Annotated in this window: 26 protein-coding genes; 8 read left to right on the top strand and 18 right to left on the bottom strand. The window is 59.5% G+C overall.

From position 1 onward, the window contains the following. Positions 1 to 49 precede the first annotated feature (49 nt). Entirely contained in the window at positions 50 to 628 is a 579-nt protein-coding gene (locus VNS12_RS14150; RefSeq protein ID WP_325488488.1) for a YqgE/AlgH family protein, read from the top strand. Between the two features lie 22 nt (positions 629 to 650). On the opposite strand, the gene VNS12_RS14145 is transcribed toward VNS12_RS14150, so the two are convergent. From VNS12_RS14145 to coxB, 11 genes are all read right to left on the bottom strand, one after another. Beyond that, on the bottom strand, positions 651 to 3560 hold the full coding sequence (locus VNS12_RS14145; protein WP_325488487.1) for an EAL domain-containing protein: 2910 nt from the start codon (positions 3558 to 3560) through the stop codon (positions 651 to 653). A 130-nt stretch (positions 3561 to 3690) separates the two neighbouring features. Next, the gene (locus VNS12_RS14140) at positions 3691 to 4287 is read right to left on the bottom strand and encodes a GNAT family N-acetyltransferase (RefSeq protein ID WP_325488486.1); all 597 of its coding nucleotides are present in this window, start codon (positions 4285 to 4287) and stop codon (positions 3691 to 3693) included. 16 nt (positions 4288 to 4303) lie between these two features. Then, on the bottom strand, positions 4304 to 5563 hold the full coding sequence (locus VNS12_RS14135; protein WP_325488485.1) for a M16 family metallopeptidase: 1260 nt from the start codon (positions 5561 to 5563) through the stop codon (positions 4304 to 4306). Positions 5564 to 5565: 2 nt separating this feature from the next. Next, entirely contained in the window at positions 5566 to 6966 is a 1401-nt protein-coding gene (gene thrC / locus VNS12_RS14130) for a threonine synthase (RefSeq protein ID WP_325488484.1), read from the bottom strand. Between the two features lie 33 nt (positions 6967 to 6999). Further along, positions 7000 to 7785 (bottom strand): SURF1 family protein, encoded by a 786-nt coding sequence (locus VNS12_RS14125; RefSeq protein ID WP_325488483.1) that lies wholly within the window; start codon positions 7783 to 7785, stop codon positions 7000 to 7002. Positions 7786 to 7997: 212 nt separating this feature from the next. After that, positions 7998 to 8834: a cytochrome c oxidase subunit 3 gene (locus VNS12_RS14120; RefSeq protein ID WP_325488482.1), complete on the bottom strand. Its 837-nt coding sequence runs from the start codon at positions 8832 to 8834 to the stop codon at positions 7998 to 8000. 17 nt (positions 8835 to 8851) lie between these two features. Continuing rightward, complete coding sequence (locus VNS12_RS14115) at positions 8852 to 9394, bottom strand: cytochrome c oxidase assembly protein (protein ID WP_325488481.1); 543 nt, start codon at positions 9392 to 9394, stop codon at positions 8852 to 8854. Between the two features lie 3 nt (positions 9395 to 9397). Beyond that, positions 9398 to 9562, bottom strand: coding sequence for a hypothetical protein (locus VNS12_RS14110; RefSeq protein WP_325488480.1), 165 nt, complete (start codon positions 9560 to 9562; stop codon positions 9398 to 9400). Continuing rightward, a complete protein-coding gene (locus tag VNS12_RS14105; RefSeq protein ID WP_325488479.1) occupies positions 9563 to 10492 on the bottom strand; it encodes a heme o synthase in 930 nt (309 codons plus the stop codon). 86 nt (positions 10493 to 10578) lie between these two features. Beyond that, positions 10579 to 12234 (bottom strand): cytochrome c oxidase subunit I, encoded by a 1656-nt coding sequence (gene ctaD, locus VNS12_RS14100; RefSeq protein WP_325488478.1) that lies wholly within the window; start codon positions 12232 to 12234, stop codon positions 10579 to 10581. A gap of 26 nt (positions 12235 to 12260) precedes the next feature. After that, entirely contained in the window at positions 12261 to 13166 is a 906-nt protein-coding gene (gene coxB / locus VNS12_RS14095; protein WP_325488477.1) for a cytochrome c oxidase subunit II, read from the bottom strand. A gap of 314 nt (positions 13167 to 13480) precedes the next feature. Here coxB and VNS12_RS14090 point away from each other — a divergent pair, with 314 nt between their 5' ends. After that, entirely contained in the window at positions 13481 to 13978 is a 498-nt protein-coding gene (locus VNS12_RS14090) for an invasion associated locus B family protein (RefSeq protein ID WP_325488476.1), read from the top strand. Positions 13979 to 14158: 180 nt separating this feature from the next. On the opposite strand, the gene VNS12_RS14085 is transcribed toward VNS12_RS14090, so the two are convergent. Further along, a complete protein-coding gene (locus tag VNS12_RS14085; RefSeq protein ID WP_325488475.1) occupies positions 14159 to 14365 on the bottom strand; it encodes a hypothetical protein in 207 nt (68 codons plus the stop codon). 148 nt (positions 14366 to 14513) lie between these two features. Here VNS12_RS14085 and VNS12_RS14080 point away from each other — a divergent pair, with 148 nt between their 5' ends. Continuing rightward, positions 14514 to 15416 carry a LysR family transcriptional regulator gene (locus VNS12_RS14080; RefSeq protein ID WP_325488474.1) on the top strand — a complete coding sequence of 301 codons (903 nt, stop codon included), beginning with the start codon at positions 14514 to 14516 and terminating at the stop codon, positions 15414 to 15416. A 33-nt stretch (positions 15417 to 15449) separates the two neighbouring features. Here VNS12_RS14080 and VNS12_RS14075 read toward each other — a convergent pair whose 3' ends face one another. Continuing rightward, entirely contained in the window at positions 15450 to 16049 is a 600-nt protein-coding gene (locus VNS12_RS14075) for a MarR family winged helix-turn-helix transcriptional regulator (RefSeq protein WP_325488473.1), read from the bottom strand. Between the two features lie 55 nt (positions 16050 to 16104). Here VNS12_RS14075 and VNS12_RS14070 point away from each other — a divergent pair, with 55 nt between their 5' ends. Further along, entirely contained in the window at positions 16105 to 17082 is a 978-nt protein-coding gene (locus VNS12_RS14070) for an ATP-binding cassette domain-containing protein (protein ID WP_325488472.1), read from the top strand. A gap of 72 nt (positions 17083 to 17154) precedes the next feature. Beyond that, positions 17155 to 17916: an ABC transporter permease gene (locus tag VNS12_RS14065; protein WP_325488471.1), complete on the top strand. Its 762-nt coding sequence runs from the start codon at positions 17155 to 17157 to the stop codon at positions 17914 to 17916. 12 nt (positions 17917 to 17928) lie between these two features. On the opposite strand, the gene VNS12_RS14060 is transcribed toward VNS12_RS14065, so the two are convergent. Then, positions 17929 to 19305: a glutamate--cysteine ligase gene (locus VNS12_RS14060; protein ID WP_325488470.1), complete on the bottom strand. Its 1377-nt coding sequence runs from the start codon at positions 19303 to 19305 to the stop codon at positions 17929 to 17931. A 115-nt stretch (positions 19306 to 19420) separates the two neighbouring features. Continuing rightward, positions 19421 to 20161, bottom strand: a complete 741-nt coding sequence (locus tag VNS12_RS14055) for a 16S rRNA (uracil(1498)-N(3))-methyltransferase (RefSeq protein ID WP_325488469.1) — start codon at positions 20159 to 20161, stop codon at positions 19421 to 19423. 75 nt (positions 20162 to 20236) lie between these two features. Here VNS12_RS14055 and ubiA point away from each other — a divergent pair, with 75 nt between their 5' ends. Next, positions 20237 to 21163: a 4-hydroxybenzoate octaprenyltransferase gene (ubiA, locus tag VNS12_RS14050; RefSeq protein WP_325488468.1), complete on the top strand. Its 927-nt coding sequence runs from the start codon at positions 20237 to 20239 to the stop codon at positions 21161 to 21163. Between the two features lie 10 nt (positions 21164 to 21173). Here the strand turns inward: ubiA and VNS12_RS14045 are convergent, their stop codons facing one another. Further along, positions 21174 to 21686: a DUF6101 family protein gene (locus tag VNS12_RS14045; RefSeq protein ID WP_325488467.1), complete on the bottom strand. Its 513-nt coding sequence runs from the start codon at positions 21684 to 21686 to the stop codon at positions 21174 to 21176. A gap of 260 nt (positions 21687 to 21946) precedes the next feature. Here VNS12_RS14045 and VNS12_RS14040 point away from each other — a divergent pair, with 260 nt between their 5' ends. Both VNS12_RS14040 and VNS12_RS14035 read left to right on the top strand, forming a co-directional pair. Further along, positions 21947 to 22795 carry a 3'(2'),5'-bisphosphate nucleotidase CysQ gene (locus VNS12_RS14040; RefSeq protein ID WP_325488466.1) on the top strand — a complete coding sequence of 283 codons (849 nt, stop codon included), beginning with the start codon at positions 21947 to 21949 and terminating at the stop codon, positions 22793 to 22795. After that, positions 22792 to 23028, top strand: a complete 237-nt coding sequence (locus VNS12_RS14035) for a DUF4170 domain-containing protein (protein WP_325488465.1) — start codon at positions 22792 to 22794, stop codon at positions 23026 to 23028. Before VNS12_RS14040 ends, VNS12_RS14035 begins: the two co-directional genes overlap by 4 nt. Positions 23029 to 23030: 2 nt before the next feature. Here VNS12_RS14035 and VNS12_RS14030 read toward each other — a convergent pair whose 3' ends face one another. Together VNS12_RS14030 and xseA are read right to left on the bottom strand one after the other, a co-directional pair. After that, complete coding sequence (locus tag VNS12_RS14030) at positions 23031 to 23255, bottom strand: DUF2093 domain-containing protein (RefSeq protein ID WP_325488464.1); 225 nt, start codon at positions 23253 to 23255, stop codon at positions 23031 to 23033. A 46-nt stretch (positions 23256 to 23301) separates the two neighbouring features. Then, positions 23302 to 24852, bottom strand: coding sequence for an exodeoxyribonuclease VII large subunit (xseA, locus tag VNS12_RS14025; RefSeq protein ID WP_325488463.1), 1551 nt, complete (start codon positions 24850 to 24852; stop codon positions 23302 to 23304). Positions 24853 to 24872 lie beyond the last annotated feature (20 nt).

Raw genomic sequence — 24872 nt, 5'->3', positions numbered from 1 at the left:
CAGAAGTCACTACCCTTGGTAGAATGGGGGCAGAAAGTGAGCGTCGCGTATGGATACGCTTAAAGGACAGTTTCTTGTCGCAACTCCGGACATGAGCGATGAACGGTTCGCCGAAGCGGTCATCTATCTCGTCGCCCATGGCGACGATGGCGCGATGGGGCTGGTCGTCAATCAGCCGCTGCCAGACATGAATTTGGCGGATATTTTCGCCGAAATCGAGCTTGCCGAAGATGCCGAACCGATCCGGGTCCCCGATCGCCTGCTACACCAGCACGTGTTCAAGGGCGGGCCGGTGGAATCGAGCCGTGGCTTTGTGCTGCACAGTTCGGATTATTTTCGCGATGGCAATTCGTTTGCCGTCGATGACGACATTACCCTTACCGCGACACTCGATGTGTTGCGCGCGATGATCGAGGGCAAGGGGCCAGAGCGCAGTCTGCTGGCCCTGGGCTATTGCGGCTGGGAAGCTGGTCAACTCGAAAACGAATTGCGCCATAATGGCTGGCTGACTGCGGAGCGCTCGGACGAATTGTTATTCTCGCTGCCTGCCGGTCGGAAATACGATGCCGCCCTCGCCGCAGTCGGGGTCAATCGCGCCACTCTGAGCCCGGTTTCCGGCAACGCATAGCGCCATCGACACTCTCAAGACGTCAGTTGGCAGCGCGGCCGTTGAGTTGCGCTTGCAGGCGGCGTTGGAATTCCGGGCCGGGCATCGGTGCGCCAAAGGCAAATCCTTGCGCATAGCGGCAATTGAGGCTTTTGAGGCGCTCAACTTCATCTTCAGTTTCCACGCCCTCGGCAATCAGGGCGAGATCGAGCTCCCGGGCCAGCGCGACTACCGAACCGATAATCGGAATTTGGGTATGGGAAATACCGCTGTCGTCGCGAATCTGCACGAAAGGCGCTGGCAGCTTGATCGTGTCGAACGGGAAACGATGCAGGTATGAGAGCGAGGAATAGCCTGTTCCGAAATCGTCGAGCGCCAGCCCCAGTCCCAGCGCCCGGAACGCTTCGAGCATATAGACCGCATGTTCCGGGTTGCTCATCACCTGACTTTCGGTGATTTCGAGCTTCATGTGCCGGGCGACCGGCTTGTTCTGCCCAACCAGGGCGCGCATGTCGTTGAGCAGGGTTTCGCTGGTTAATTGCGCCGCCGACAGGTTCACCGAGACGTAGAAATCGTCCGGCAGTTTCAGGGCCGCAATCCATTGCCGAGTCTGCTCAGCTGCTTCCTCAAAGGCAAGACGGCCCAGCTTTTCGATCTGTCCTGTGCGCTCCGCCAATGGCACGAAGGCGTCTGGGCTGACCTGCCCGCGTTCGGGATGGTGCCAGCGCATCAAGGCCTCGGCGCCAATGATCCGGTTGTCGTTCTGGATATCGACGATGGGCTGATAGAGCAGTTCAAGATCGCGGCGCTCCAGCGCCTCTCTCAGGTCCTCTTCCATCGCCTGCGCGTAAACGGCAATCGATCGGGTTGCGGCGCGGAACGCTTCGATGCGATCCCCGCCGTGGCGCTTGGCGTAGTGCATGGCCAATTCTGCGTCCCTCAGGACATCTTCTGCGCTCACGGGCTTGTTGTCGTAAATGGTGATGCCGATCGAGGCCGTCAGCGTCATGTCCCGTTCGCCGAAATTGAACGGATTGCGCAAAGCCTTGCGCATCTGCTCGGCAATTTCCGCAATGCGGCTGGCGGAATCTTCGGACAAGAGCACAACGGCAAACTGATCGCCGCTGATTCGCGCCAGCGTATCGAGGGGGCGCAACAGCCGCGACAGGCGGCGCGAAACAGCCAGCAACAGCGAATCTGCTGCCATATGGCCGATCCGCTCATCGATGTCGGTGAATTTATCGAGATCGATCAGGAATACGGCAGGCTTGACCTCGCCGCCCTCGCGCGAGCGCATCAGGGCACGTTCGAGACGGTCCAGAAACAGCTGCCGATTGGGCAGCCCTGTCAGGCTGTCATGCACTGCATCGTGCAACAGGCGATCACGGGCAGCGCGCTCGTCGGTCACGTCCTGCAACGTTCCCACAATGCGGTTGACCTGATTGTCTCCGCCCAGAACCGGTTTCACGCGCATGCGGAACGCACGATAACCCCCGTCGAAACCGGCGATACGAATATCCGAATTGACCTTTCCGCGCTTGAGTTCGATCAGAGTATCGAGAGCGGTACGGAAACGGTCACGATCTTCCGGGTGGACGCGGTCCAGCCAGCGCTTGATGGCTCCGCGCAACGCTCCCCGGCGCTCACCGAGTCGAACCGCGAGTTCATCCGAAACATTGACCCGGTCGCGGTCGATGTTCCAGTCGAAGACGAAATCGCCCGATCCGGTCATCGCCAACGCACGCCGCTCAACCTCTGAGAGGGTTCCGATCGACACCTGGCCGTCTGAAAACGCGTGTTGCACGGCGGTGAAGCCCAGCAACATGACAATGAGCACCAGCCCGCCCGCGACCGCCGACTGCGCGATATCGTTGGAGACCTGCCCCGAAACCACCATCCACGCATAGGCCAGCCAGGCCAGATAGATCACCCAGGTCGGCACCAGCAAGACCGCCCGGTCATATCCCCGTATCGACAACAGCAGGATAAGGAACAGGCCCATCAGCCCGATCAACGCCAGAGATGTTCGTGCGATGCCCGCAGCGAGAGCCGGGTTGAAGAACGCATACACAAACAGCGCCAAAAATACCGCAGACAGGCCCAGCGCCAGATGGGTGAAGCGGAAATGCCATCGGTGCAGGTTGAGATAGATGAACACGAACCCGAACAAGGTGGTGGCGAGCGCCGCCTCCGCAGCGGCGCGATAGGGCTGAATCTTAGCGTTGGAAATGCCAATCAAGGGGCCAAATATGCCGAAGTCGATGAGCAGATACGCCAGCACCGCCCACGCCAGCAACGCGGTTGCCGGAAACACCCCCCTGCCCTTCACCACGAACATGATGGTGAGAAAGACCGCAGCAAGGCTGGAAATACCCAGCACCGTGCCCCGGAACAGGGTGAACGAGTTGATATAATCGCGATAAGCGTCCGGTTCCCAAAGATAGAGTTCCGGCAGCTGGCCCGATGTCAGTTCAGCGACCAGAGTGACCGTCGCGCCAGGGTCGATGACGATTTCGAACACATCAGCTTCTGCGTCCGGCACCCGCTCCGGCCGCAGACCATGACTGGGGGTCAGGGCGGTGATCCGACCGGCCCCGAGATCAGGATGGAAAACTCCTGAACCCGGCAGGCGGAAATAGGGCGCGACCAGCAGCCGGTCGATCTGCACATCGCTTTCGTTCCGGAGCGCCACCACAGCCCAATTGGGATTGGCCCCCTGGGTGATGGAAATCACTTCAATACGGCGGATAATGCCGTCCTCACCCGGTGCGGTGCTGATCTGCACCTTGCCGTCCTCGCCCGGCAGCACGTCAACCGCGGCGCCGAGATTGAGCGCGTTGATCCCTTCGGGAATCGTCACGATCTCAAAGGCTGTCGCCCGTCCCGCCATCCCGACCAGCGCCGTAACCAGCATGATCAGAACGAGGCAATATCGGGCGGGGTGAAATGTCATAAAACAGCGGTCCAAAAAATGAATGTTCCAGTGGTAGCGGGATTGTGCGCGGCTTGGCAATCAAGCGAAGCAATGTTTCAAGAGCATTTTGCCCCTCGCGCGGCGCGCCTCCATTGCTTTCTACCGGATGCTATCTAGCCTGCCCGTCATAGCGCTCACGCGTGAGAGCAAACAGCGTGTGGTCTCTCCACTCGCCATTGATCTGCAAATACTTCTCCGCAATACCGATTTCGCGGAAACCATTGGACAGAAGCACGCGACGCGAAGCCATGTTGTCCGGGAGACAGGCCGCCTCGATGCGATGAAGGGACAGCGTGTCGAACACAAAAGGCAGGATCAGGGCAACGGCGCGCTTCATGATGCCATTCCCCGCATATTGCGCGCCCATCCAATATCCCAACGTTACGTTCTGAAACGAGCGTCGCCGGATGTGGGAAAGAGTCACGCCGCCGGTGAGGGTGGAACGACCGCCACTCTGCTGGAAGATCAGAAGGGAATATTCACAGCCATACAGCGCATCCTTGCGGTTGCGGCGTACGCGGGCAGCGAAGTTGCGCTGCGAAAGCTCGGCGTCCGACCAGCGGGGCTCAAATGGCGTGAGAAAGGCGCGACTGGCCTCGCGCAGATCGCTCCAGGCCTGATAGTCGCTTTGCTGTGGCGACCGGATCAGCAGACCATCGCCGCTGATTTCGGGTGTTGTCTGGCGTATGCCCGCTAAGGTGAACATCGGGGCGCGCCGGCTCCTATTTCAAGCTGTCCACGATGCGGGAATAATCAGGCATGCGCTGCACGGGCCCGATCCCGGCAACAGCCGGCCTCGTATCGGAGAAAATCTTGTGAGCGATATGGCGAACCCGTTCGGCATCGATGCGATTGATGCGCTCGACCGTTTCCTGCAAAGGAATGGGGCGGCCCCAGAGAATGTGTTGGCGCGCCAGTTGCCCGGCCCGCGACGACGGGCTTTCCAGCGACATGAGCAACCCGGCCCGGATCTGCGCCCGCACGCGGCTGACTTCCGCATCGGTGATATCGTCGGCTGACTTTCTCAGCTCTTCGAGCATCACCGGCAGCAGTTCCTCGACATCTTCAGCACCGGTGGCAGCGGCAATCCCGAATATGCCGCTATCGGCGAACGCCCAGTGAAAGGCATAAACCGAATAGCACAGCCCCCGCTTTTCCCGCACTTCCTGAAACAGGCGCGAACTCATGCCGCCGCCAAGAATCGAGGACAGAATCTGGGCGGCGTAAAATCCGTCGCTATTGTAGGCGCGGCCTTCGAGGCCAACGACAATATGGGCCTGCTCGTGGTCGGAGATTTCCTTGAACTCTCCGCCGACATAATGGGCCTGCTCGGGCTGAGGCGCGCCGGTCGGCTTAAGATCGTGAAAGCGGTTGGTAGCGATATCAACCAGTTCGTCGTGGTTCACGTTCCCCGCCGCGGAGAGCACCATCTGATCGCCGACATAGTGCTGATCCATATAGGACCGGACGGCGTCCGCATCGAAGGTTCGCACTGAATCTTCTGTTCCCAGAATCGTGCGCCCGATCGGCTGATTAGGGTAAGCGGCTTCCTGAAACTTATCGAACACGTGATCATCAGGATTGTCGAGGGTCGCCCCGATTTCCTGAAAGATGACCCTTTGCTCGCGCACCAGTTCAGTTTCATCGAATACTGAGTTTTGCAGGATATCCGCCAGCAAGTCGGCAGCCAGCGCCACGTCATCCTTGAGAACACGGGCAAAATATCCAGTGTGCTCGATCGATGTGGCGGCATTGATATCGCCACCCACCGATTCGATGGCTTCAGCGATCTCGCGGGATGAGCGCGTGGTGGTTCCCTTGAAGGCCATATGTTCGAGCAGATGCGAAATGCCGTGCTGCTCGGCGGTTTCGCTGCGCGACCCCGATTTGACCCACACCCCCAACGCCGCGCTTTCGAGATGCGGCATGGTATCGGTGATGACGGTCATCCCGTTGTCGAGCGTCGTCGTGCGGACGGTCAAAATTAATCCTCCCAGGCGCGCGTTTTGGCGCGTATGAAATCCTTCACTGCGGCCTCGTCATTGGCCAGCACTGTCAGCCGCTCCTCGCGGCTCCCCAGATCGGCCAGATGCTCGGGCAAATGCGGATGATGGCCCGTGGCCGCCTCCACCGTCTCGGGGAACTTCGCCGGATGTGCGGTCGACAGCGTGACGACAGGCGCGGCGCCCCCGGTGAATTCCCGCGCGACAGCAACTCCTACGGCTGTGTGAGGATCGATCAGATAATGCGAAGTGTCCAGTGCATCGGAAATGGTTGCACGGGTTGTATCCTCGTCGGCCATGCCAGACGCAAACTCGGCCTGAATAGCTGCCAGGGCAGTGGCCGGAATGGCAAAGCCATCCGATTGGGCCAGAGAGCCAAACAGCGCAGCAGCACGGTCCCCGTCCCTGTCCAGCGCCTCAAAAACCAGGCGCTCAAAATTGGACGACACTTCGATGTCCATCGACGGACTGGACGTCTGGGCCACGCCGCGCTTGTCGTAGCGACCATCGTTCAGCGCACGGTGCAAGATGTCGTTGGAATTGGTGGCAATCACCAGTTTCTCAACCGGCAGTCCCATCTTCTTGGCGACAAAGCCTGCAAAAATATCGCCGAAATTGCCTGTCGGCACGACGAACGTCACCTTGCGATGCGGCGCTCCCAAGGCCACGGCGGCGGTGAAGTAATACACCACCTGTGCGGCGATGCGGCCCCAGTTGATCGAGTTCACCCCGCTCAACCTTGCGCCATCACGGAACGAAAAATCGTTGAACATTGCTTTGACGATGGCCTGACAATCGTCAAACGTTCCATCAAGGGCGATGTTGAACACATTGTCGTCCAGCACCGTGGTCATCTGCCGGCGCTGGATTTCCGACGTCCGGCCTTTGGGATGCAGGATGAAGATGTCGGTATTTTCGCGCCCGCGAAACGCTTCGATGGCCGCCGATCCGGTATCACCCGAAGTGGCGCCAACAATGGTGGCCCGTTGACCGCGCTGGCCGAGAATATGGTCCATCAACCGCGCCAGCAGCTGCAGGGCCACGTCCTTGAAGGCGAGCGTCGGCCCGTGCCAGAGTTCGAGCACGAAATGGCCCGGCTCCAGTTCCACGAGCGGAGCGACGCTCGGATGCTGGAAGGTGGCATAGGCCGTCTCAATCATTTCCCTTAGGTCTTCAGAGGCGATTTCATCGCCAGTGAAGCGGGAAATGATTGTGTAAGCGACATCCTGATAACGCTGGTTGGCGAAACCGGCGATTTCCGCATCGGTCAGCTGCGGCCAGCTTGCCGGCACGTACAGCCCGCCATCGCGCGCCAAACCGGCCAGGATGACATCACAGAATCCCAGCGTCGGCGCCTGGCCGCGCGTACTGACATAATGCATTAGCGAAGAACCCTTCTGGACACCGGGCGCACCCTAATTGCCCTTTTCCTCAGGAGCAAGGTGGGATGGACGGCGTTGGCGCCACAACCAGAAGCCGAGCATTATCGGCGTGATGGCGGCGAATGAATACCATGTCCCGGCATATTCGAGGTGCCGATTGGAAAACGTTACCTGCGTCTCGCCGCCTTGCGGCAGTTCCCCCGCGGGGCCGGCAACGCGATCGAGCGTCACGGGCGCAACGACGGTATCGAGATCTGGAAGAAACGCTGTCAGGCGCACCGGATCGCGAACCCATTCGCGACGGTCTGCGATATCGGAAGCGGGTGTGAACGCATTGGACCGTTCGGGACGCCGGGCAACCGCCTCAAGGGTGACCTCGCCCAATGGCCCGTCGCCACCATTCACATAATCATCGGCCAGAGCTTCGGGCACAAAACCGCGGTTAACCCACACCACCCCGCCCTGATGGATATGGAACGGGGCCATCACCCAATAGCCGACGCCGCCATAACGGCCGATGGCGTCCGGCAGATTATCAAACACCAGTACGGTTTCGGCGTGATCGTAGGTGCCGGTCAGCTCGTAGGGCCGATAGTCAAGGTCAAGAGGATCGATGTCGGCCCAGAGGTCTGCAGCGGGAAATGCGTCGGGCGCATCGTGGATGCGCGCTTCCACTGTCGCGATCAGGGCTTCCTTTTCCGCCAGCCGACCAGCCTGCCAGTTGCCCAGCACCACGAACAAACCCGTCAGCGCGATCATCAGGATCACAAAACTGATTTGCGCGAAGCTCCAGCGCCGCGTTTTGACCAACTCAGCCATTGGAATGCGTCTCATTTGTCGGCGTTGGCCTTGGCGTCAAGGAAACGGAAAACATAACGTTCCCGCTCAGGCCGATGCCCCAGAAAATATGGCTTCCGCCACATCGCGGAGCGGCGAATCTCGCCGTTAGCGCGTGGAGAAAGCCCCTCGGTATTTCCAGTCGTAACACGTCGGGGCCACCTCGTTGGCGGCCCCGACCTTTATTTGTGGGATCAGTGTTGCGCGATCGTGGCGCCCCAGGAACCCCATACATAGATTGCGGCGAACAGGAACAGCCACACCACGTCCACGAAGTGCCAGTACCAGGCGGCGAATTCGAAGCCCAGGTGCTGCTTTGGCGTAAATTGACCGCGATATGCACGAAGCAGGCATACGATCAAAAAGACCGTTCCGATGAAGATGTGGAACCCGTGGAACCCGGTCGCCATGAAGAAGGTGGCGCCATAGATGTTGCCCGAGAACGAGAAGTGCGCCTGGCTGTATTCGAGCACCTGCACACAGGTGAACAGGATGCCTAGCAGCACGGTCAGGAGCAGACCCCACTTGAGGCCCTGACGATCGTTTTGCAACAGCGCGTGGTGAGCCCAGGTCACCGTGGTGCCCGAGAGCAGCAGGATCAGGGTATTGAACAGCGGCAGATGCCACGGATCGAACACTTCGACGCCCTGCGGGGGCCAGACACCACCGGTAAAGGCAACACGACCAACCTGGGCAATCTCGTCGGGGAAGAAAGCCGCATCGAAATAGGCCCAGAACCACGCCACGAAGAACATCACTTCGGACGCGATAAATAGGATCATGCCGTAGCGATGGTGAATCTGGACGACGGGGGTGTGGTAGCCCGTCTCGGCCTCACGGATCACGTCCGACCACCACACATACATGGTGTACAGCACAGCGACCACGCCGGCCCAGAATAGCCATTGGCCGCCACCGTGCATAAGCACGACGCCTCCGACAGCGAGGATGAAAGCCGCAATAGCGCCGACAACCGGCCAAGGGCTCAAATCTACCAGGTGGTAGTCATGGTTCTTTTCATGGGCTGCCATGTTCGGTCTATCCCCCGTTAGGAATCGTGAAATGTATAAGACAGCGTAATCTGACGGATTGTACGCAGTTCGGAGTTTTCGTCGAGGTCAGGGTCGACAAAGTAGGTGACGGGCATTTCGACCGTCGAATTCGCTGGAATGACCTGCTCGGTGAAGCAGAAGCACTCAATCTTGTTGAAGTAAACCCCGGTCTGCGCCGGTGTCACATTAAAGCTGGCCGTGGTGCGCAGCGGCTCATCGGTCAGGTTAGTGGCCAGATAGGTCACCGTGCTGATCGTGCCGATCGGATTGGTTTCCAGCCGGGCCGGGACCACCTTGAGCGGCATGCCCGGCTCGACACTGGCGTCGAATCGCACGCCCATTTCACGAGCGATGATGCCCTTGCCATTGGCTTCGGCAACCTGAGTGGTCCCACCATAGCCCGTCACCCGGCAAAACATATCGTAAAGCGGCACGGCAGCAAAGGACATGCCCAGCATTGCCAGCCCACCTCCAACCAGCCAAAGCATGGTCTTCTTGTTGGTGCTTGCGCTACGAGAATTGTGCTCAATCGTCGTCATGGTTCAAATATCCCTAACCAAGACGTCCGGACCCAGCTTTGCGACCGTTATGGCGTAAAAGATCACGACCAGAAGAGCGAGCACGGCGCCGATAGCTATCGAGCGCGCACGGCGGCGCTTGAGATAAACTGCCTTCTGCTCCTCGGTCATTTCACGTTCGTCGGCCATTTAGAGAACTCCGAACCATCTGTTAAGGCCGACATCGGCCAGGAGCACTACGAACAGCACAAACAGGTACCCTAGGGAATAGGTGAAAAGGCCGCGGGCCCGGCGTTTCATCTCGACTCCCTCGGATCTCCAGACGCGAAGGGCCAGGACGGTAAACCCAAGACCGAGCAACGCTGCCGGAACACCGTAAACCCAACCGACAAGACCCGTCAGAACCGGACCGATGGAAGAGGCGACCAGAAGAAGAGTATAGATGACGATCTGATTGAGTGTCGCCCGCTCACCCGCCACATTGGGGAGCATGGGGACCCCAGCCGCCTCGTAATCTCCCTTTTTGTACAACGCGAGCGCCCAGAAATGCGGCGGCGTCCACAAAAAGATTATGAGAAACAGGAGAACCGAATCGATGGAGATCGTACCGGTAACGGCTGCCCAACCAATCATTGGGGGGAACGAGCCGGATGCACCACCGATAACGATATTCTGAGGCGTCGAGCGCTTCAGCCACATCGTATAGATGACGCTGTAAAAGAAAATCGTGAATGCCAGCAGACCTGCCGCCACCCAGTTTGTGGCCAGACCAAGAATGGCGACGGAGAAACCGGACAGGGTGATCCCCATGGCCAGCGCATGGCTTCCGGGAACGCGTCCGGCGGGTATGGGACGATTGATCGTACGGCTCATCACCGCATCGATATCGGCATCATACCACATGTTGAGAGCGCCCGAGGCTCCCCCACCCACTGCGATACACAGGATCGCCACAATGCCCAGAATCGGATGGATGCTACCCGGAGCGACGAGCATGCCTACGATGGCGGTGAACACCACAAGCTGCATCACACGGGGCTTGAGGAGCTCCACATAGTCTTCCACGCTGCCACCAAGGGCAAGCTGGGAGTTACCGGTTCTGTCGTCTGCATAAGCCAAGGCGAGGATCGAGGCTCCTATTCAATTTACGGTGCAACCCGGTCTCCCGGGTTGCACATGGTTTTGCTTCTGCTCTCTGGCCGCTTTTACTTGAAGCGCGGCAGAGTGCTGAACTGGTGGTACGGCGGGGGCGACGGGAGGGTCCACTCAAGAGTGGTCGCACCTTCGCCCCACGGATTGTCGGCTGCCTTACGCTTGCGAGAAGCCGCTTCAAAGATCGAGTAGAAGAACACCAGCATCCCCACCAGCGTCACCACGTAGCCCCAGGAGGAAACCTGGTTCCACAGGGTATAGCTGTCCGGATAGTCGATGTAACGACGCGGCATGCCGGCCAGGCCCAGGAAGTGCTGCGGGAAGAAGATCAGGTTCACACCAACGAACATGATCCAGAAATGCAGCTTGCCAAGGAACTCGCTGTACATGATGCCGAACATCTTGGGGAACCAGTAGTACCAGCCCGCAAAGATCGAATACACGGCGCCCAGCGACAGCACATAGTGGAAGTGAGCCACCACGTAATAGGTATCGTGCATGGCACGGTCAGCACCGGCGTTGGCCAGAACCACACCCGTCACACCGCCAACGGTAAACAGGAAGATAAAGCCGATGGCCCAGAGCATGGGCGTCGTGAACCTGATCGACCCGCCCCACATCGTGGCGATCCAGGAGAACACCTTGATGCCCGTGGGCACGGCGATCACCATGGTTGCTGCAACGAAGTAGCGCTGCGTGTTGAGCGAGATACCGGTGGTGTACATGTGGTGAGCCCACACGATGAACCCGACAGCACCGATTGCGACCATCGCAAGGACCATGCCCAGATAGCCGAAGATCGGCTTGCGCGAGATGGTCGAGACGATGTGGCTGACGATACCGAAGCCCGGCAGGATCATGATGTACACTTCAGGGTGCCCGAAGAACCAGAACAGATGCTGGTAAAGGACAGGGTCACCACCGCCGGCCGGATCAAAGAACGCAGTGCCGAAGTTACGGTCGGTCAGCAGCATGGTGATGGCGCCAGCCAGAACGGGCAGCGAGATCAGCAGCAGGAACGCCGTTACCAGAACCGCCCACGCAAACAGCGGCATCTTGAACATGGTCATGCCAGGGGCACGCATGTTGAGGATGGTGGTGATGAAGTTGATGGCACCGAGAATCGAGGACGCACCGGCAAGGTGAACTGCCAGGATCAGGAAATCCATGGCCGGGCCAGGCTGACCGGAGGTCGCGAAAGGCGGATACATCGTCCAGCCGCCACCCGAGCCCATCGCGCCCGGAGGGCCTTCGACGAACAGCGAGATCACCACCAGCAGGAAAGCCGGCGTCAGCAACCAGAACGAGATGTTGTTCATCCGCGGGAACGCCATGTCGGGCGCACCGATCATGAGCGGAACGAAATAGTTTCCGAAGCCGCCGATCACCGCGGGCATAACCATGAAGAAGATCATGATCAGGCCGTGCATCGTAGTGAACACGTTGAACATGTGCTTACCGGCGTCGATCGAGGCGTCAGCACTCACACCGTAAACCATTTGCGCCAGACCGGGGAAAATCTGAATGCCCGGCTCGGCAAGCTCCCAGCGCATGAAGCCGGAAAGAATACCACCCACGACACCCGCAAAGATGGCGGAGTAGAGGTACAGCATACCGATGTCTTTATGGTTGGTCGAATAGACCCACCGCTTCCAACCTCTCGGCGCGCCGTTATCGGCGTCTGTGTGAGCTGCTTGAGCTTGTGCCATTTTCTAAACCCTCTAAGTCTTTACCGCTACTCGAGCGAGGCGAGCAGTGTGGCATTGGCGCCGGAGAGATCACCTCCGCTCGCGGCAGCAAGCCAGGCATCGTATTGATCCTGCTCGACGACACGGACGGCAATCGGCATGAAGGCGTGGTCCTTGCCGCAAAGCTCGGAACATTGCCCATAATAGATGCCGGTTTCACGTGCGTAGAACCAGGTCTCGTTATTACGGTCGGGAACCGCGTCCACCTTGATGCCGAAAGACGGCACAGCAAAAGCGTGCAGCACGTCGGCGGCGCTCACGAGCACACGCACTGTCGTGTTGACGGGAACGACCATCTCATTGTCCACGGCCAAGAGGCGCGGCTCGGTCGGCTTGCGCTCGGCACGCTGGTCATCATTGAGCATGATGGAGACGAAATCGAAGTCGTCATCCATATACTCATAGCCCCAGTACCACTGGTAACCGACGGCCTTGACGGTGAGACCCGGCTCGGGAACCTCGACCGCACCGCCAAAGATCTGCGACCCGAGATAGGTGCGCTCCCCATCGGGGATGGTTTCCTGATCGGCCAGAACGCCGAAGGACGGAATGGCGATCACGAACAGGATGAGCACCGGCACCACGGTCCAGACTACTTCGACCATGGTATTGTGAGTCACCCGCGAGGGCACCGGATTGGCGCGCTGATTAAAGCGCAGGACAATCACCACGAGCAAAACCAGAACCAGCAGCACAATCGCTGAAATGGCCCACATCAGCACGTGGTCGTGAAAGGCAACCATCGCATCCATGACCGGGGTCACCGACCGCTGAAGACCTATCTGGCCCGGATGCGCATACCCAAGCTCTTGAGCCGAAGCGAGCGCAGGAAGCAGCGCCAAGATCAGCGCGGGGAGTGAGGCTCTGGCCAGACGGAAAGAAAATCCTGTCACCTGGACTTCTCCTGAACGTAATTTGTTATTGCGCTCCCCTAGCATGTCCGGCGCGCATGGCAAATGCCACTGGCGTCGACTCATGGTTGGGTGCAGATTTTATCCTCGGCAGCTAAACCACATCCGCCCAACCAAAGCAATTGATCTGTGGGTCACATTTTGTGCGTCAAATTGCGACATTCCCGCCATATCAAGGCCCCACTTGTCGGATTTTTGCGCAGTTTTGCCAGCTTATGTTGACAAGGAGCGTTTTCCTGCCCGACACATCAAACCTTTACCGCTCGCCCAGCGATTGCCAGGAGTCCATAACTTTCATGCGCCAGATCGCCCCTTTCGCCGTCGCCCTGCTCGCCTCACTCTGCCTTACGGGACCATTGGCCGCACAAGGCACCGTCCGATCCCAGCATGGCGATTGGCAGATGAGCTGCGATCTTGTGCCCGGCGCTCTCGAAGAACAATGCGCGCTGATACAGAATGTGACCGCTGAAGATCAGCCCAATGTCGCCCTGTCGGTGATCGCGCTCAAGACAGCGGATCAGGAAGCGCGCCTGCTGCGCATCCTCGCGCCGCTCGGCGTGCTGCTGCCCAACGGCCTTGGCCTCAATATCGATGGCGACGACCTGGGGCGCGTGGCATTCGTGCGCTGCCTGCCCAATGGCTGCGTGGCAGAAGTGGTGATGGATGACGATCTGCTCGGCCAGCTGTCAAATGGCGAGACTGCGATCTTTATCGTCTTCAAGACGCCCGAAGAAGGCATCGGCATCCCGGTGTCGCTCAACGGCTTTGCCGAGGGTTTTGCCGCCCTCCCTTGATGGGCTCTGCTCGCATCATGCACTGCGCAACAAAAAGCCGGACCGCGAGCGGTCCGGCTGGGCTGGGAAACAAGGCCAAGGCAATCTGACCCCGCTTCACGTCGGACGCCTCTCTCAAACTCCAGACATATCGGCAAAATACGTCAGGACGAGCGTCCGATCAGGGCTTTGATAAGGGGGTTATCGAAGCCATTCCGATGCGCGGGCATTGCGCCGCGCTTCAAGAAGCTGGCCGGCGGCAACACCGTCCTGGCGCATGGCTTCCGCGATATCGTAGCGCGTGAGACCCATATCGCTCAACAAGGCGGCATCCATCTTCATCATGGAGCGAAGGGTCGAGCGGCGCATACCGGCGCCGAAGCGGGACTTGAAAGAGAACAGGGACATCGGTGAACTCCATCATCCCACTTGCTCTATCGTTTTGGTAGAGTTTATGGGCGGCTAGCTGTTACATTGGCTACATAGGTGCTTGCCTTGCATAATTCAAGCAAATAGATTTGATCATGTGGATCAATATCCGTGATGGGTTGAACACTTGGCAAACCCCCTCGATCTCGACCAGTTACAGACCTTCTGTGCCGTTGCCGATTGCAGCAGTTTCACCGAGGCCGCGCGGCAGGTAAACAAGACCCAATCGGCCGTCTCCATGCAGATCAAACGGCTGGAAGACCGGCTCGGTCAGTCGCTGCTTCTGCGCGAGGGGCGGCGCGTTTCCCTGACAGCCGAAGGCGAGGCGCTCTACTCACGGGCCCGGCGCATGCTCAAGATCAATGCCGAGATCGTCGACATGTTCTCCCGCGAAGACCTCGTGGGGAACATCCGATTCGGTGTGCCGGACGACTATGCGGTAAAGCTGCTGCCGGTGATCCTGTCGAGTTTCCAACGCACCCATCCGCGCATCACCGTCGACGTCCGCTGCCAGCCGTCCGAAGAACTGTTGTCGGGCATGCGCGCCGGGCGCTACGACATCATCGTTTTCACCCAGGGCACCATGCACGAATTCGGGGAATTATTTCGCACCGAAAAGATGTATTGGGTCGCCAGCCATGGTGGCCGCGCGCTCAATTCCGACCCCCTGCCGCTGGCGTGCGGGCCGGCATTGTGCACGTGGCGCGCCAATGCGAGCGAGGCACTGCACCGGGTCAATCGCGATTTCCGCGTTGCTTACACTTCCTCCAACGCGACGGCCATCGCCTCGGCGGTGTTGTCCGATCTTGCAGTTGGCTTCCTGCCGGAAAGCGCGTTGCAGCCCGGCATGCGCGTCATCTCCCATGACAAAGATCTACCGCGCCTCAATGATGCGCAGATTGCCCTTCTCCGCGCTTCGCACGCCTATGGCGGCATTTACGACGCGCTCGCCAGTCATATTCTGGAAAGCATGGGCAATCTTCCCGGCGTTCAATACGCATCCAGCCAGGAGCCCACCGCGGCTGAATGAGCCCGCCGCGCGCTTTCAATCAAGTAACGCGCCTCAGTCTCCGAGCGCTTCCGGATCGGAAATTTTTCCAGCGCTTTGCGTCGCCTGAAGCTCCGTGATCAGCCCTCGGACGTCACGTTCAAAGGCGCTGGCTCCGGACATGCGTCCCTCCCGCCCCATCCCAGCTTCTGGCACATGTTTTTCGAGCAGTTTTGCCCGCGCCGTATTAAGCTTCGCACTCATCAACAGATAGCGCGCGACCGCTTCCAGCTCATCGGGCGAGAATTCGGATGACAACACGTCGCCGATATCCTCGAACTGGCCATAAATACTCTTTCCGATCGCAAGTGCATGCCCGGTCAGTTCCACCCAAACCTTGCGCCGATCGCCGGTATCGCGATGACGGGCGACATAGCCCGCCTGCTCCAATCGGTCGATCATCACCGTCACCGCGCCACTGGTCAGCCCAGAACGGTCCGCAAGCTGGCCTGCGGTGAGCCGTCCATGTTGGGCGATCAGATCAATGCAACGCGAATCGGTACGGTTTATGCCCAGAAACCGGGCGAGCACGTCCTCGAACCGCGAATTGGCCACTTGATCCTGACGGACCGCGTGCTTCAGTTCGTCTGCTATCGACATATCGTCGGCTCTCATTTATCTTGATTTCCAAGATACACACAAATCAAAATATTAGACAGGATCGGCCGGAATGGCAAAAGAGTTTCCTGAAACCATGATTGCGGTCAAAGGCCTGCGCCGAATCTACAAGACCCGCAAAAGCGAGGTGAACGCGGTGCGCGGCGTCGATTTTACCGTCAAGCGCGGGGAAATCGTCGGCTTTCTTGGCCCCAATGGCGCGGGCAAGACCACCACGCTCAAGATGCTGTGCACGCTGCTGGCGCCAACCGATGGCTCGGGCGAGGTGGCTGGTTGCGACCTCCTGACCGATGCTGAAGGTGTTCGCCGCCGGATCGGGTACGTTTCCCAATCGGGCAGCACCTTCGGCCCGGCTCTGGCGGGCGACGAGATCGTCGATCACGCCAGGCTGTACGGGATCGATAAAAAGACTGCCATCGAACGCGGGAAGTCGCTGCTTAAAGCCCTCGATCTCGACGGTGTCTGGGAGCGCAAATGCAATGAGCTTTCGGGCGGACAACGGCGGCGACTCGATATCGTCATGGGGCTGATCAACGAGCCCCTGCTGGTCTTTCTCGACGAGCCTTCGACAGGCCTCGATCCGCAAAGCCGCGCAAATCTCTGGAATCACATCCGGCGCCTGCGCGACGAAATGGGCACCACGGTTTTCATCACCACCCACTACATGGATGAAGCCGACCAGCTGTGCGATCGGATACTGGTCCTCGATCATGGCGAGATCGTCGCCGAGGGCACGCAGGCCGAACTCAAGAAGCGCGTGTCGGGCGACATGGTGAGCGTGACCGTGGCCGATGAAGCGCTGGCTTCCGATGCCGCGACCCTCGCCGCGCAACTGGAAGGCGCCGATGCTCCGATCATCGATGGCAGCCGGGTGATCGTGCATCTGCCCGATGGGGGGCCAGCCCTCCCCCGCCTTTTGCGCGACCTCGACAGGCAGGATATCGAAATCGTCGGCGTTGAATTGAAAAAACCTACGCTCGATGACGTGTTCCTCACGCTCACCGGACGCTCTCTACGTGAAGCTGCCTAATCGAACCCGTCTTTAGCTTTATTGCGCTCCAGAACGCCAGCGGATGCACGGAGCGCCTCAGGATCGATCTCCATGCGTATTCTTAATGAAACCTTCGTCGTCTTTTCGCGCCAGCTGCGCCTGTCGCTGGCCAATCCGACATGGGTTGCCGTGTCCATACTCCAACCGGTTCTCTATCTGACGTTATTCGGACCCTTGCTGCAGAAGGTCGCCCTGGCCCCCGGCTTTCCCTCCGGGGATTCCTGGACCGTCTTTGTTCCTGGCCTGCTTGTACAGCTTGGCATCTTCGGCGCGTCCTTTGTCGGCTTTTCGATTATTGCCGAGTGGCGCTCGGGTGTGATCGATCGCATGCTGGTCACACCTGCCAGCCGTTGGGCCCTCATCGGAGGACGGGTGGTTCACGATACGCTGATGGTCATGTTCCAGGGCGCAGTGCTGGTCATCGCCGCCTCACTGATGGGCTTGCGCGTACCCGCAGAAATTATCGTGATCGGAATGGTGCTCGTCGGCCTGCTTGGCGCAGCGTTTTCCGCAATTTCCTACGGCGTGGCCCTATCGCTCAAGAGCGAGAACGCCTTTGCTCCGTTGGTCAACATGTTCACCCTGCCGGTCCTTTTGCTTTCCGGCATCCTGTTGCCCATGAGCCTTGCGCCCGAGTGGCTGCAAATTGTTTCGGACTTCAATCCGATCAAGCACGTGGTTGAAGGCTTGCGCGCCGTCTATCGCGGCGACATCTTCACGCTCGAAACCCTAACCGGCTATATCATCGCCCTGGGATTCGTACTCCTGGGCACCTGGTTTGGTACCCGCGTATTTTCTAATCAAACCAAATAGGCATGGACCGGGCTATGCAGCCCGGTCCATTGCACAATCGGTGAAGATGCGGTTGATGTCCTCGTTCCACTCGCCATAGTAGAGGTCGAGCAGGCGCTCAGCCGGCGTCTTGCCGACGTCGAGTGTATGATCAAGGGGCCGCAGGAACACCGCTTCGTCGGCACCTTCCCAATTGAGGTTGCCGCGCGCCTTGAGACCGGCGCGGGAAATGGCCACCGCCTGCTTAGCGATGTCATAGACAGTCCCATTCCGAAACGGGGTCTTGAGTGCGGTTGTAGGAACCGAGCGCCGTAGCGTCTCGCGCTCCTCATCCGTCCAATCCTTGACCAGATCCCAGGCTGCATCGAGCGCGGCATCGTCATAGAGCAGCCCCACCCAGAACGCGGGCAAGGCGCAAATTCCCTGCCATGGTGCCCCGTCGGCCCCGCGCATTTCGAGGAACTGCTTCATGCGCACTTCAGGGAAGAGGGTGGAAATGTGATCTTCCCAATCCTGAACCGTGGGCTTTTCGCCGGGCAACTGTGGCAGCTTGCCATCGAGAAAGGCGCGGAAGCTCTCGCCCGCGCAATTGATGTATTGGCCGTTCCGGATGACAAAATACATCGGCACATCGAGCGCATAGTCCACGTACCGCTCAAAGCCCATGCCATCCTCGAAGGCAAAGGGCAGCATGCCGGTTCGGTCGGGATCGGTGTTGAGCCAGATATGCGAGCGGAACGACAAAAAGCCGTTGGGCTTGCCATCAAGGAAGGGGGAATTGGCGAAAAGTGCTGTAGCGATCGGCTGCAATGCGAGGCTGACCCGCAGTTTTTTCACCATGTCGGCTTCGGAGGCGAAATCGAGGTTCACCTGCACGGTGGCCGATCGGAACATCATCGATGTGCCGAGGGTGCCGACCTTTTCCATATAGGGTTTCATGATGCCGTAGCGCGATTTGGGCATCGCGGGAATTTCATCAAGATGCCAGGTGGGAGCAGCGCCAATCCCGAGGAAATCGATCTCCATCGGGTCGGTGAACTTGCGTAGCAGGGCCAGATGCTCATTGGCTTCCGAGCAGGTCTGATGAATGGTTTTCAGCGGCGCGCCGGACAGTTCGAACTGCCCGCCTGGCTCCAGTGAAATCGCGCCGCCGCCCTTGGGATCGCTGAGGCCGATCACGTTTGGCCCATCGTAATTGGGCACCCAGCCGGTTTCGATGCGGAGTTTATCCAGCAACGCTCCGATGCCGTTTTCCCCCTCATAGGGAACGGGTCGGAAGCCGTCGCGATAGAAAGTGAACTTTTCGTGCTCGGTCCCAATGCGCCATTGATCCCGTGGCTTGGAACCGCGCGAGAGCGCCTCAACAAGCTGGCTACGCGATTCGATCAGTGGCGACGACTTCTCGGCCATAGGGTACCTCGGCTGTACATTTGGGACAGCACATCGCTGCCAGTGGGCGAACATACTCGTCGCGAAGGCGAGATCAATACTCTTTATCGTAACCTTACGATAAATTAGCTTGCGCTTACCAGTCCCCCGCCACCGCCTGAATAAGGGCCAGCGCCGCCACCGCTGCCGTATCGGCCCGCAGGACACGCGGTCCCAGACTGATCGGAACGACGAAATCGCTCGACAGCAGCCGTTCGCGTTCCTCGTCGGCAAACCCGCCCTCTGGGCCAATCAGCAACCCAAGCCGCTGGCCTCTCAGCTTGGAGAGGGTATCGACAGGGGATGCCGATGCCGCCGCTTCGTCGCAAAAGATCAGCACCCGATCGCCATGCTGCTCGCGCCATGTGGTGAGCAATTTCTCGAAAGCGATCTCAGGAGCGATCTGGGGAACGCTCAACACTTCGCATTGCTGCGCGGCTTCGATGGCATGGGCCTTGAGCTTGACCGGATTGAGACGCGGGTTCTGGACATAGCGGGTGATCACCGGCTGGATCACCCCCGCTCCCATTTCCGTAGCCTTCTGGATTTCATAATCGAGGCGTTTGATGGGGGCGAAGCCAAACCACAGATCATTGGCCTTTGTCTGCGCGGAAGATTGCTCGATCAGACTGAGCGAAACGAGCTTTTTACCAACCGCCACGATATCGGCGAGGAACGCGCCGTCCCGGCCATTGAAGACCACGCATTGATCGCCCGGCCCCCTGCGCAGCACATTGACCAGATGGTTGGTCTGATCCTTGTCGAGCGCCAATTCAACACCAGTGCGTAGCGCTGTCTCGACATAAAGGCGGGGCAAGGTCTTGTGGGTACGCGGCATGGTGGACGGTTGACTCGCTCGGATCAGAAGTTAGAGCCTTTGTGGCAGACATTGTTCCGGCAAAAAAGGCCATTCATGAAAGACACGATATCGGGGACCGTCGCCGATGCGCCCCGCGGCAACTGGGTAGATCGTTATGCTCCCGCCCGGGCGCGGCCTTACCTGCGCATGTCGCGCCTCGACAGGCCCATCGGCTATTGGTTGCTGTTCTGGCCCTGTGGATTTTCGCTGGGGCTGGTGAGCATCACTCACGGAACGCCTTTCAACTGGCTGCATCTGGCGCTGTTTCTGGTCGGGGCCATCGCCATGCGGGGCGCAGGCTGCACCTTCAATGACATCGTTGATCGCGATATCGACGACAAGGTTGCCAGAACGCGCTCGCGCCCCATCCCCTCCGGGCAAGTCACTGTGAAGCAGGCTCTCGTCTGGCTGGTGGTGCAATCGCTGGTCGGGCTGGCGGTGCTCCTGCAGTTCAACGGCTATTCCATCTGGTTGGGCATCGCGTCGCTCCTGCTTGTCGCCATCTACCCCTTCATGAAGCGCGTAACCTTCTGGCCACAGCTGTTTTTGGGGTTCGCTTTTTCCTGGGGCGCACTGATGGGCTGGGCGAGCGAGGCAGCCGCTCTCGCCTTGCCTGCCGTGCTTCTCTATGTGGGCTGCATTGCCTGGACCATCGGCTACGACACGATCTACGCCCTTCAGGACGTCGAAGACGACGTGCTGATCGGGGTCAAATCCACGGCGCTGCTGGCTGGTGAAAACGTCCGCCCATTCGTCGCCCTGTTTTACGGCATCGCCGCGCTATTCTGGGGCGTTGCGGCATGGCTTGTGTCGGCAGATTGGGTGTTTTTCGGCCTGTTCCTGATACCGCTCGCCATGCTCGCCTGGCAGGTCGCGACGCTGGATCGCAAAAACGGCGAGCGCTGCCTGATGCTGTTCAAGTCCAACCATTGGCTGGGGATGGCGCTCACGGCAGCGCTGGTGATCGGAGGGCTGGTCTGATCGGGCAGAGTCAAGCCAGTTTTTCACCCGGCTTGCGGCGGCGGGCAAAACGCGTGCGCCGCTGGGCATCGGTTGCCAGCATCCGCCGCTCATTGGCATTGCCGACCATCACGCCATCGATGTGCTGGGTATAGGCGACCAGCGAACCATCCCCGGCCCGAATGTAAAGCGGCAGGCGCAGCTTGCGCCCCCAATTCTGCCATTCGGCGACAACGTTGCCGTTCCCTTGCTCCTCATACACCTGATAGGTGAGTTCAGGATCGGGGTGGATGAGTTCGATGGCACTGGTCAGCCCGCCATCCTCGGCGATGCGCGTGGCGACTGCAACGCCGGTATATTCAGCGACCAACACCTTGATTTTCACGGTGACACCGCTTTTGTCGAGCTTGCGGCGCACGGTAACGGTCATGTCATCGCTGCGGCGCCTGTTGTCATTGACCGGGCTGAAAGCCAAGTGACGCGGATAGACCGGACCATTCAAAAGGGTCGATGGAAAACCATCGACGATCACGCCGAAAACCATAATCTGCCTTCCTGTCAACTTTCGAGAGCTTTGTTTTTTGAGTGCCCTCTGTTGTTGATCCCAATCTAGCGCGCCCGCCTCTTCATCGGCTTAAAAAACGGGGTTAAGTTTCCCTTGTGTCAAAATGGGTTAGCGGAATCTCACCCGCTGTAAGGACCGATTAACCGCGTGGCTTGCGCCTTTGAAATGAAACGCATAACAAGGGCGCCTAAATCGCCGCCCACGGGCGGCTGGTTCCGAACTCCGGATCGGGAGTGGGCATGCCCGCCGCTGTTCCCCAAGGCATAGAGGACGATATCAGGCTGCTCAGGTCGGCAGCCGTTCACGCCGGGATCATTGCGCTCGGGTTTTTCCGCACCGATTTGCGCACCTGGACCAAGAACGCGTCCTCCCCCGTTTCCGAAGCCGATATCGCCGTTGACAACTTTCTGGCCAACGCCCTGCGGGGCGCACGCCCAGAGTATGGCTGGCTCAGCGAGGAGATGGCCGACACGCCCGAGCGCCTCAGCCGCCAGCGTATTTTCGTGGTCGACCCCATCGATGGAACGCGCGGGTTCATCAGGGGTGAGGACAGTTGGACGATCTCTCTGGCAGTGGTCGAGGCTGGACGACCGATCGCCGGGGTGGTCTATGCCCCCGCTCGCGATGAAATGTATGTTGCCGGTCTGGGCACAGGTGCCAGCTGCAATGGCGTCGCCATCAGGGCCATGTCCAGCACCGGACCCAGCCCGCTTATTCCCGCGCCCGCTGCCGTCCATAATGAATTGTCGGCGCATGGTGTCACCCACACCAAAGGCCCCGCTTATCCATCGCTGGCCTACCGGCTGGTTCAGGTGGCAGCGGGAGAACTCGACGCTGCTGTGGCAAGGCGCGGGGCGCAAGACTGGGATATCGCCGGAGCCGATATCATCCTTGCAGAGGCGGGTGCCCGGCTCGAAGATGCCTGTATCGGCACCCCGCGCTACAACCGGCCCGATACACGCCACGCAGCGCTTGCAGCTACCGCCGATGCAGACCTGCTGCTCCCCTTGTGCAAAGCGCTCCGCGTCGTCTATGGCTGCCCCGAAACCAATTCCGACAGTCACGAACCGGCAGGGTCAATCACATGAATAAAATCCCGGAAAACCAGCTCCTCCACCTCGTTATCGGCGGGGAACTGTCCGAGTTGGAAGGGGTGGAATTCCGCAATCTCGATGACGTCGATATTGTCGGGGTCTATCCCAACTATGCGTCAGCCTATGAAGTGTGGAAGCAGAAGGCGCAAATGACCGTCGATAACGCGGAAATGCGCTATTTCATCGTGCATCTGCACAAGCTTCTTGATCCGTCGCTGACGGCCTAGCCTCAATCAATCTCGCCAATGGCCCGACGATACGCCGTAAAGGCTGCTTCGGCATTGGCGTAAGGCTCCTGCCGGTCGACGCTCCAATAGCTCAGGTCCTCAATTGCGATCGGTGCGCCGGTAATGGCGCATCGCACGAAGGTTCCGGGCTGGATCACCACGTAATCGGCATCGAGATACCGGATTTTTGCTTCCGACGGCGCAAAGCCGGAATCGAGAATGTTCATTGGCATCGCTCCTTTGCCCGATCATTACTGGCGAACGCAGGGCCGGTCAAAAAAGACTTTCCTGACTGCCCGGGTCCTCATCGGTGCGGGATCGACGCTTTGAAGCCGGCGGCGCGCCGGCAACGGTCGCAGCGATCGATCCGTTGGCAAGGTCAACGGTAAGAGCGTCACCCGGTTTCACATCGGTTGCTGATCGCACCAGATTGCCTTGAGCATCGGTGACTAGCGCGAAGCCTCGCGCCAGAATCTCATGATAGCTCACCGAGTTCAAAAGCTTGGATAGTCCATCAAACCGCGTCCGCCTAGTTTCGACCACTCGGATAAACGCTGGCTCCATGCGGTTGACCGTCGCGTCGAGGTGCCGCCTGCCCTGCCCGATCGGCATGGTCAGCAGGCCCGGGCGAAGACGTCCCGCAAGCGGAGAATACGCGACGCGGGCTCGACCGGCGCGGGTTTGCAGCGCATGGCGGGCGCGGGTAGCGGCAGCTTCAAGCCGATTGGCTGCACCATCGAGCCGCTGGCGCAGCAGGGATACGGTGAGGGGGCCCGCAATCCGCTCGAAGTCGCGGGCCTTGATGTGATTAGCCTCCCGCAGGCCGGATCCGAGATGCGCCGTGGCCATATCGAGGCGCTGGCGCTGTATGGATACCAGATCGGTGCCGCGCGGAAGCCCGGCCGCAGCAGCGCGCAAACGATCCTTGAGGTTTGCCGCCAGACGCCGGGCGCCCTGGCGCTGGCGAGAGCCCAGATCATCCACATAGGCGATCAGTTCACCGCGCACCGGCACCGCCATTTCCGCCGCTCCGGTGGGTGTCGGGGCGCGCCGGTCGGCGACATAGTCGATCAGCGTCGTATCGGTCTCGTGCCCCACGGCGGAAATCACCGGAATTTCCGAGCGGGCCACCGCCCGCACGACGCTTTCCTCGTTGAATCCCCAAAGGTCTTCAATCGAGCCCCCACCCCGTGCAACAATCAAAAGATCGGGCCGAGGGATCGGGCCACCGCGGGCAAAGCCATTGAACCCGTCGATGGCAGCGGTCACTTCAGCGCCCGACGTTTCGCCCTGCACGCGCACCGGCCAGACGATAACGTGAGTAGGGAAGCGGTCCTCAAGCCTATGGATGATATCGCGGATCACGGCTCCCGTCGGCGAGGTGACAACCCCGATCACTCGCGGCAGATACGGCAATGGGCGCTTGCGTTCGGCGGCAAACAGCCCCTCCGCCAACAGTTTCTTGCGGCGCTCTTCAAGCAGCGCCATCAGCGCGCCCACACCCGCCGGTTCGATCTGCTCGATGACCAGCTGGTACTTTGACGAGCGGGGATAGGTGGTCAGCCGCCCGGTGGCCACGATTTCAAGCCCTTCCTGGGGCTTGAAAGCGAGACGCGAATATGAGCCCTTCCAGACCACCGCATCAATGGAGGCAGCGTCATCCTTAAGGGTAAAATAGCAGTGGCCCGACGAATGCTGGCCACGAAAGCCTGAGATTTCGCCACGAACTTTCACATAGCCGAACTGGTCCTCGACGGTCCGTTTGACGGCCTGGGAGATTTCGGAAACCGTGAATTCAAAGGCGTTGGTTTGCTGCTGGGTCATGGGTGTCGTTGGTGACGGAC

Origin of the sequence: Pelagibacterium sp. (assembly GCF_035555455.1) — a bacterium.
GTDB lineage: Bacteria > Pseudomonadota > Alphaproteobacteria > Rhizobiales > Devosiaceae > Pelagibacterium.
This window is presented reverse-complemented; position numbering and strand designations above follow the sequence as displayed.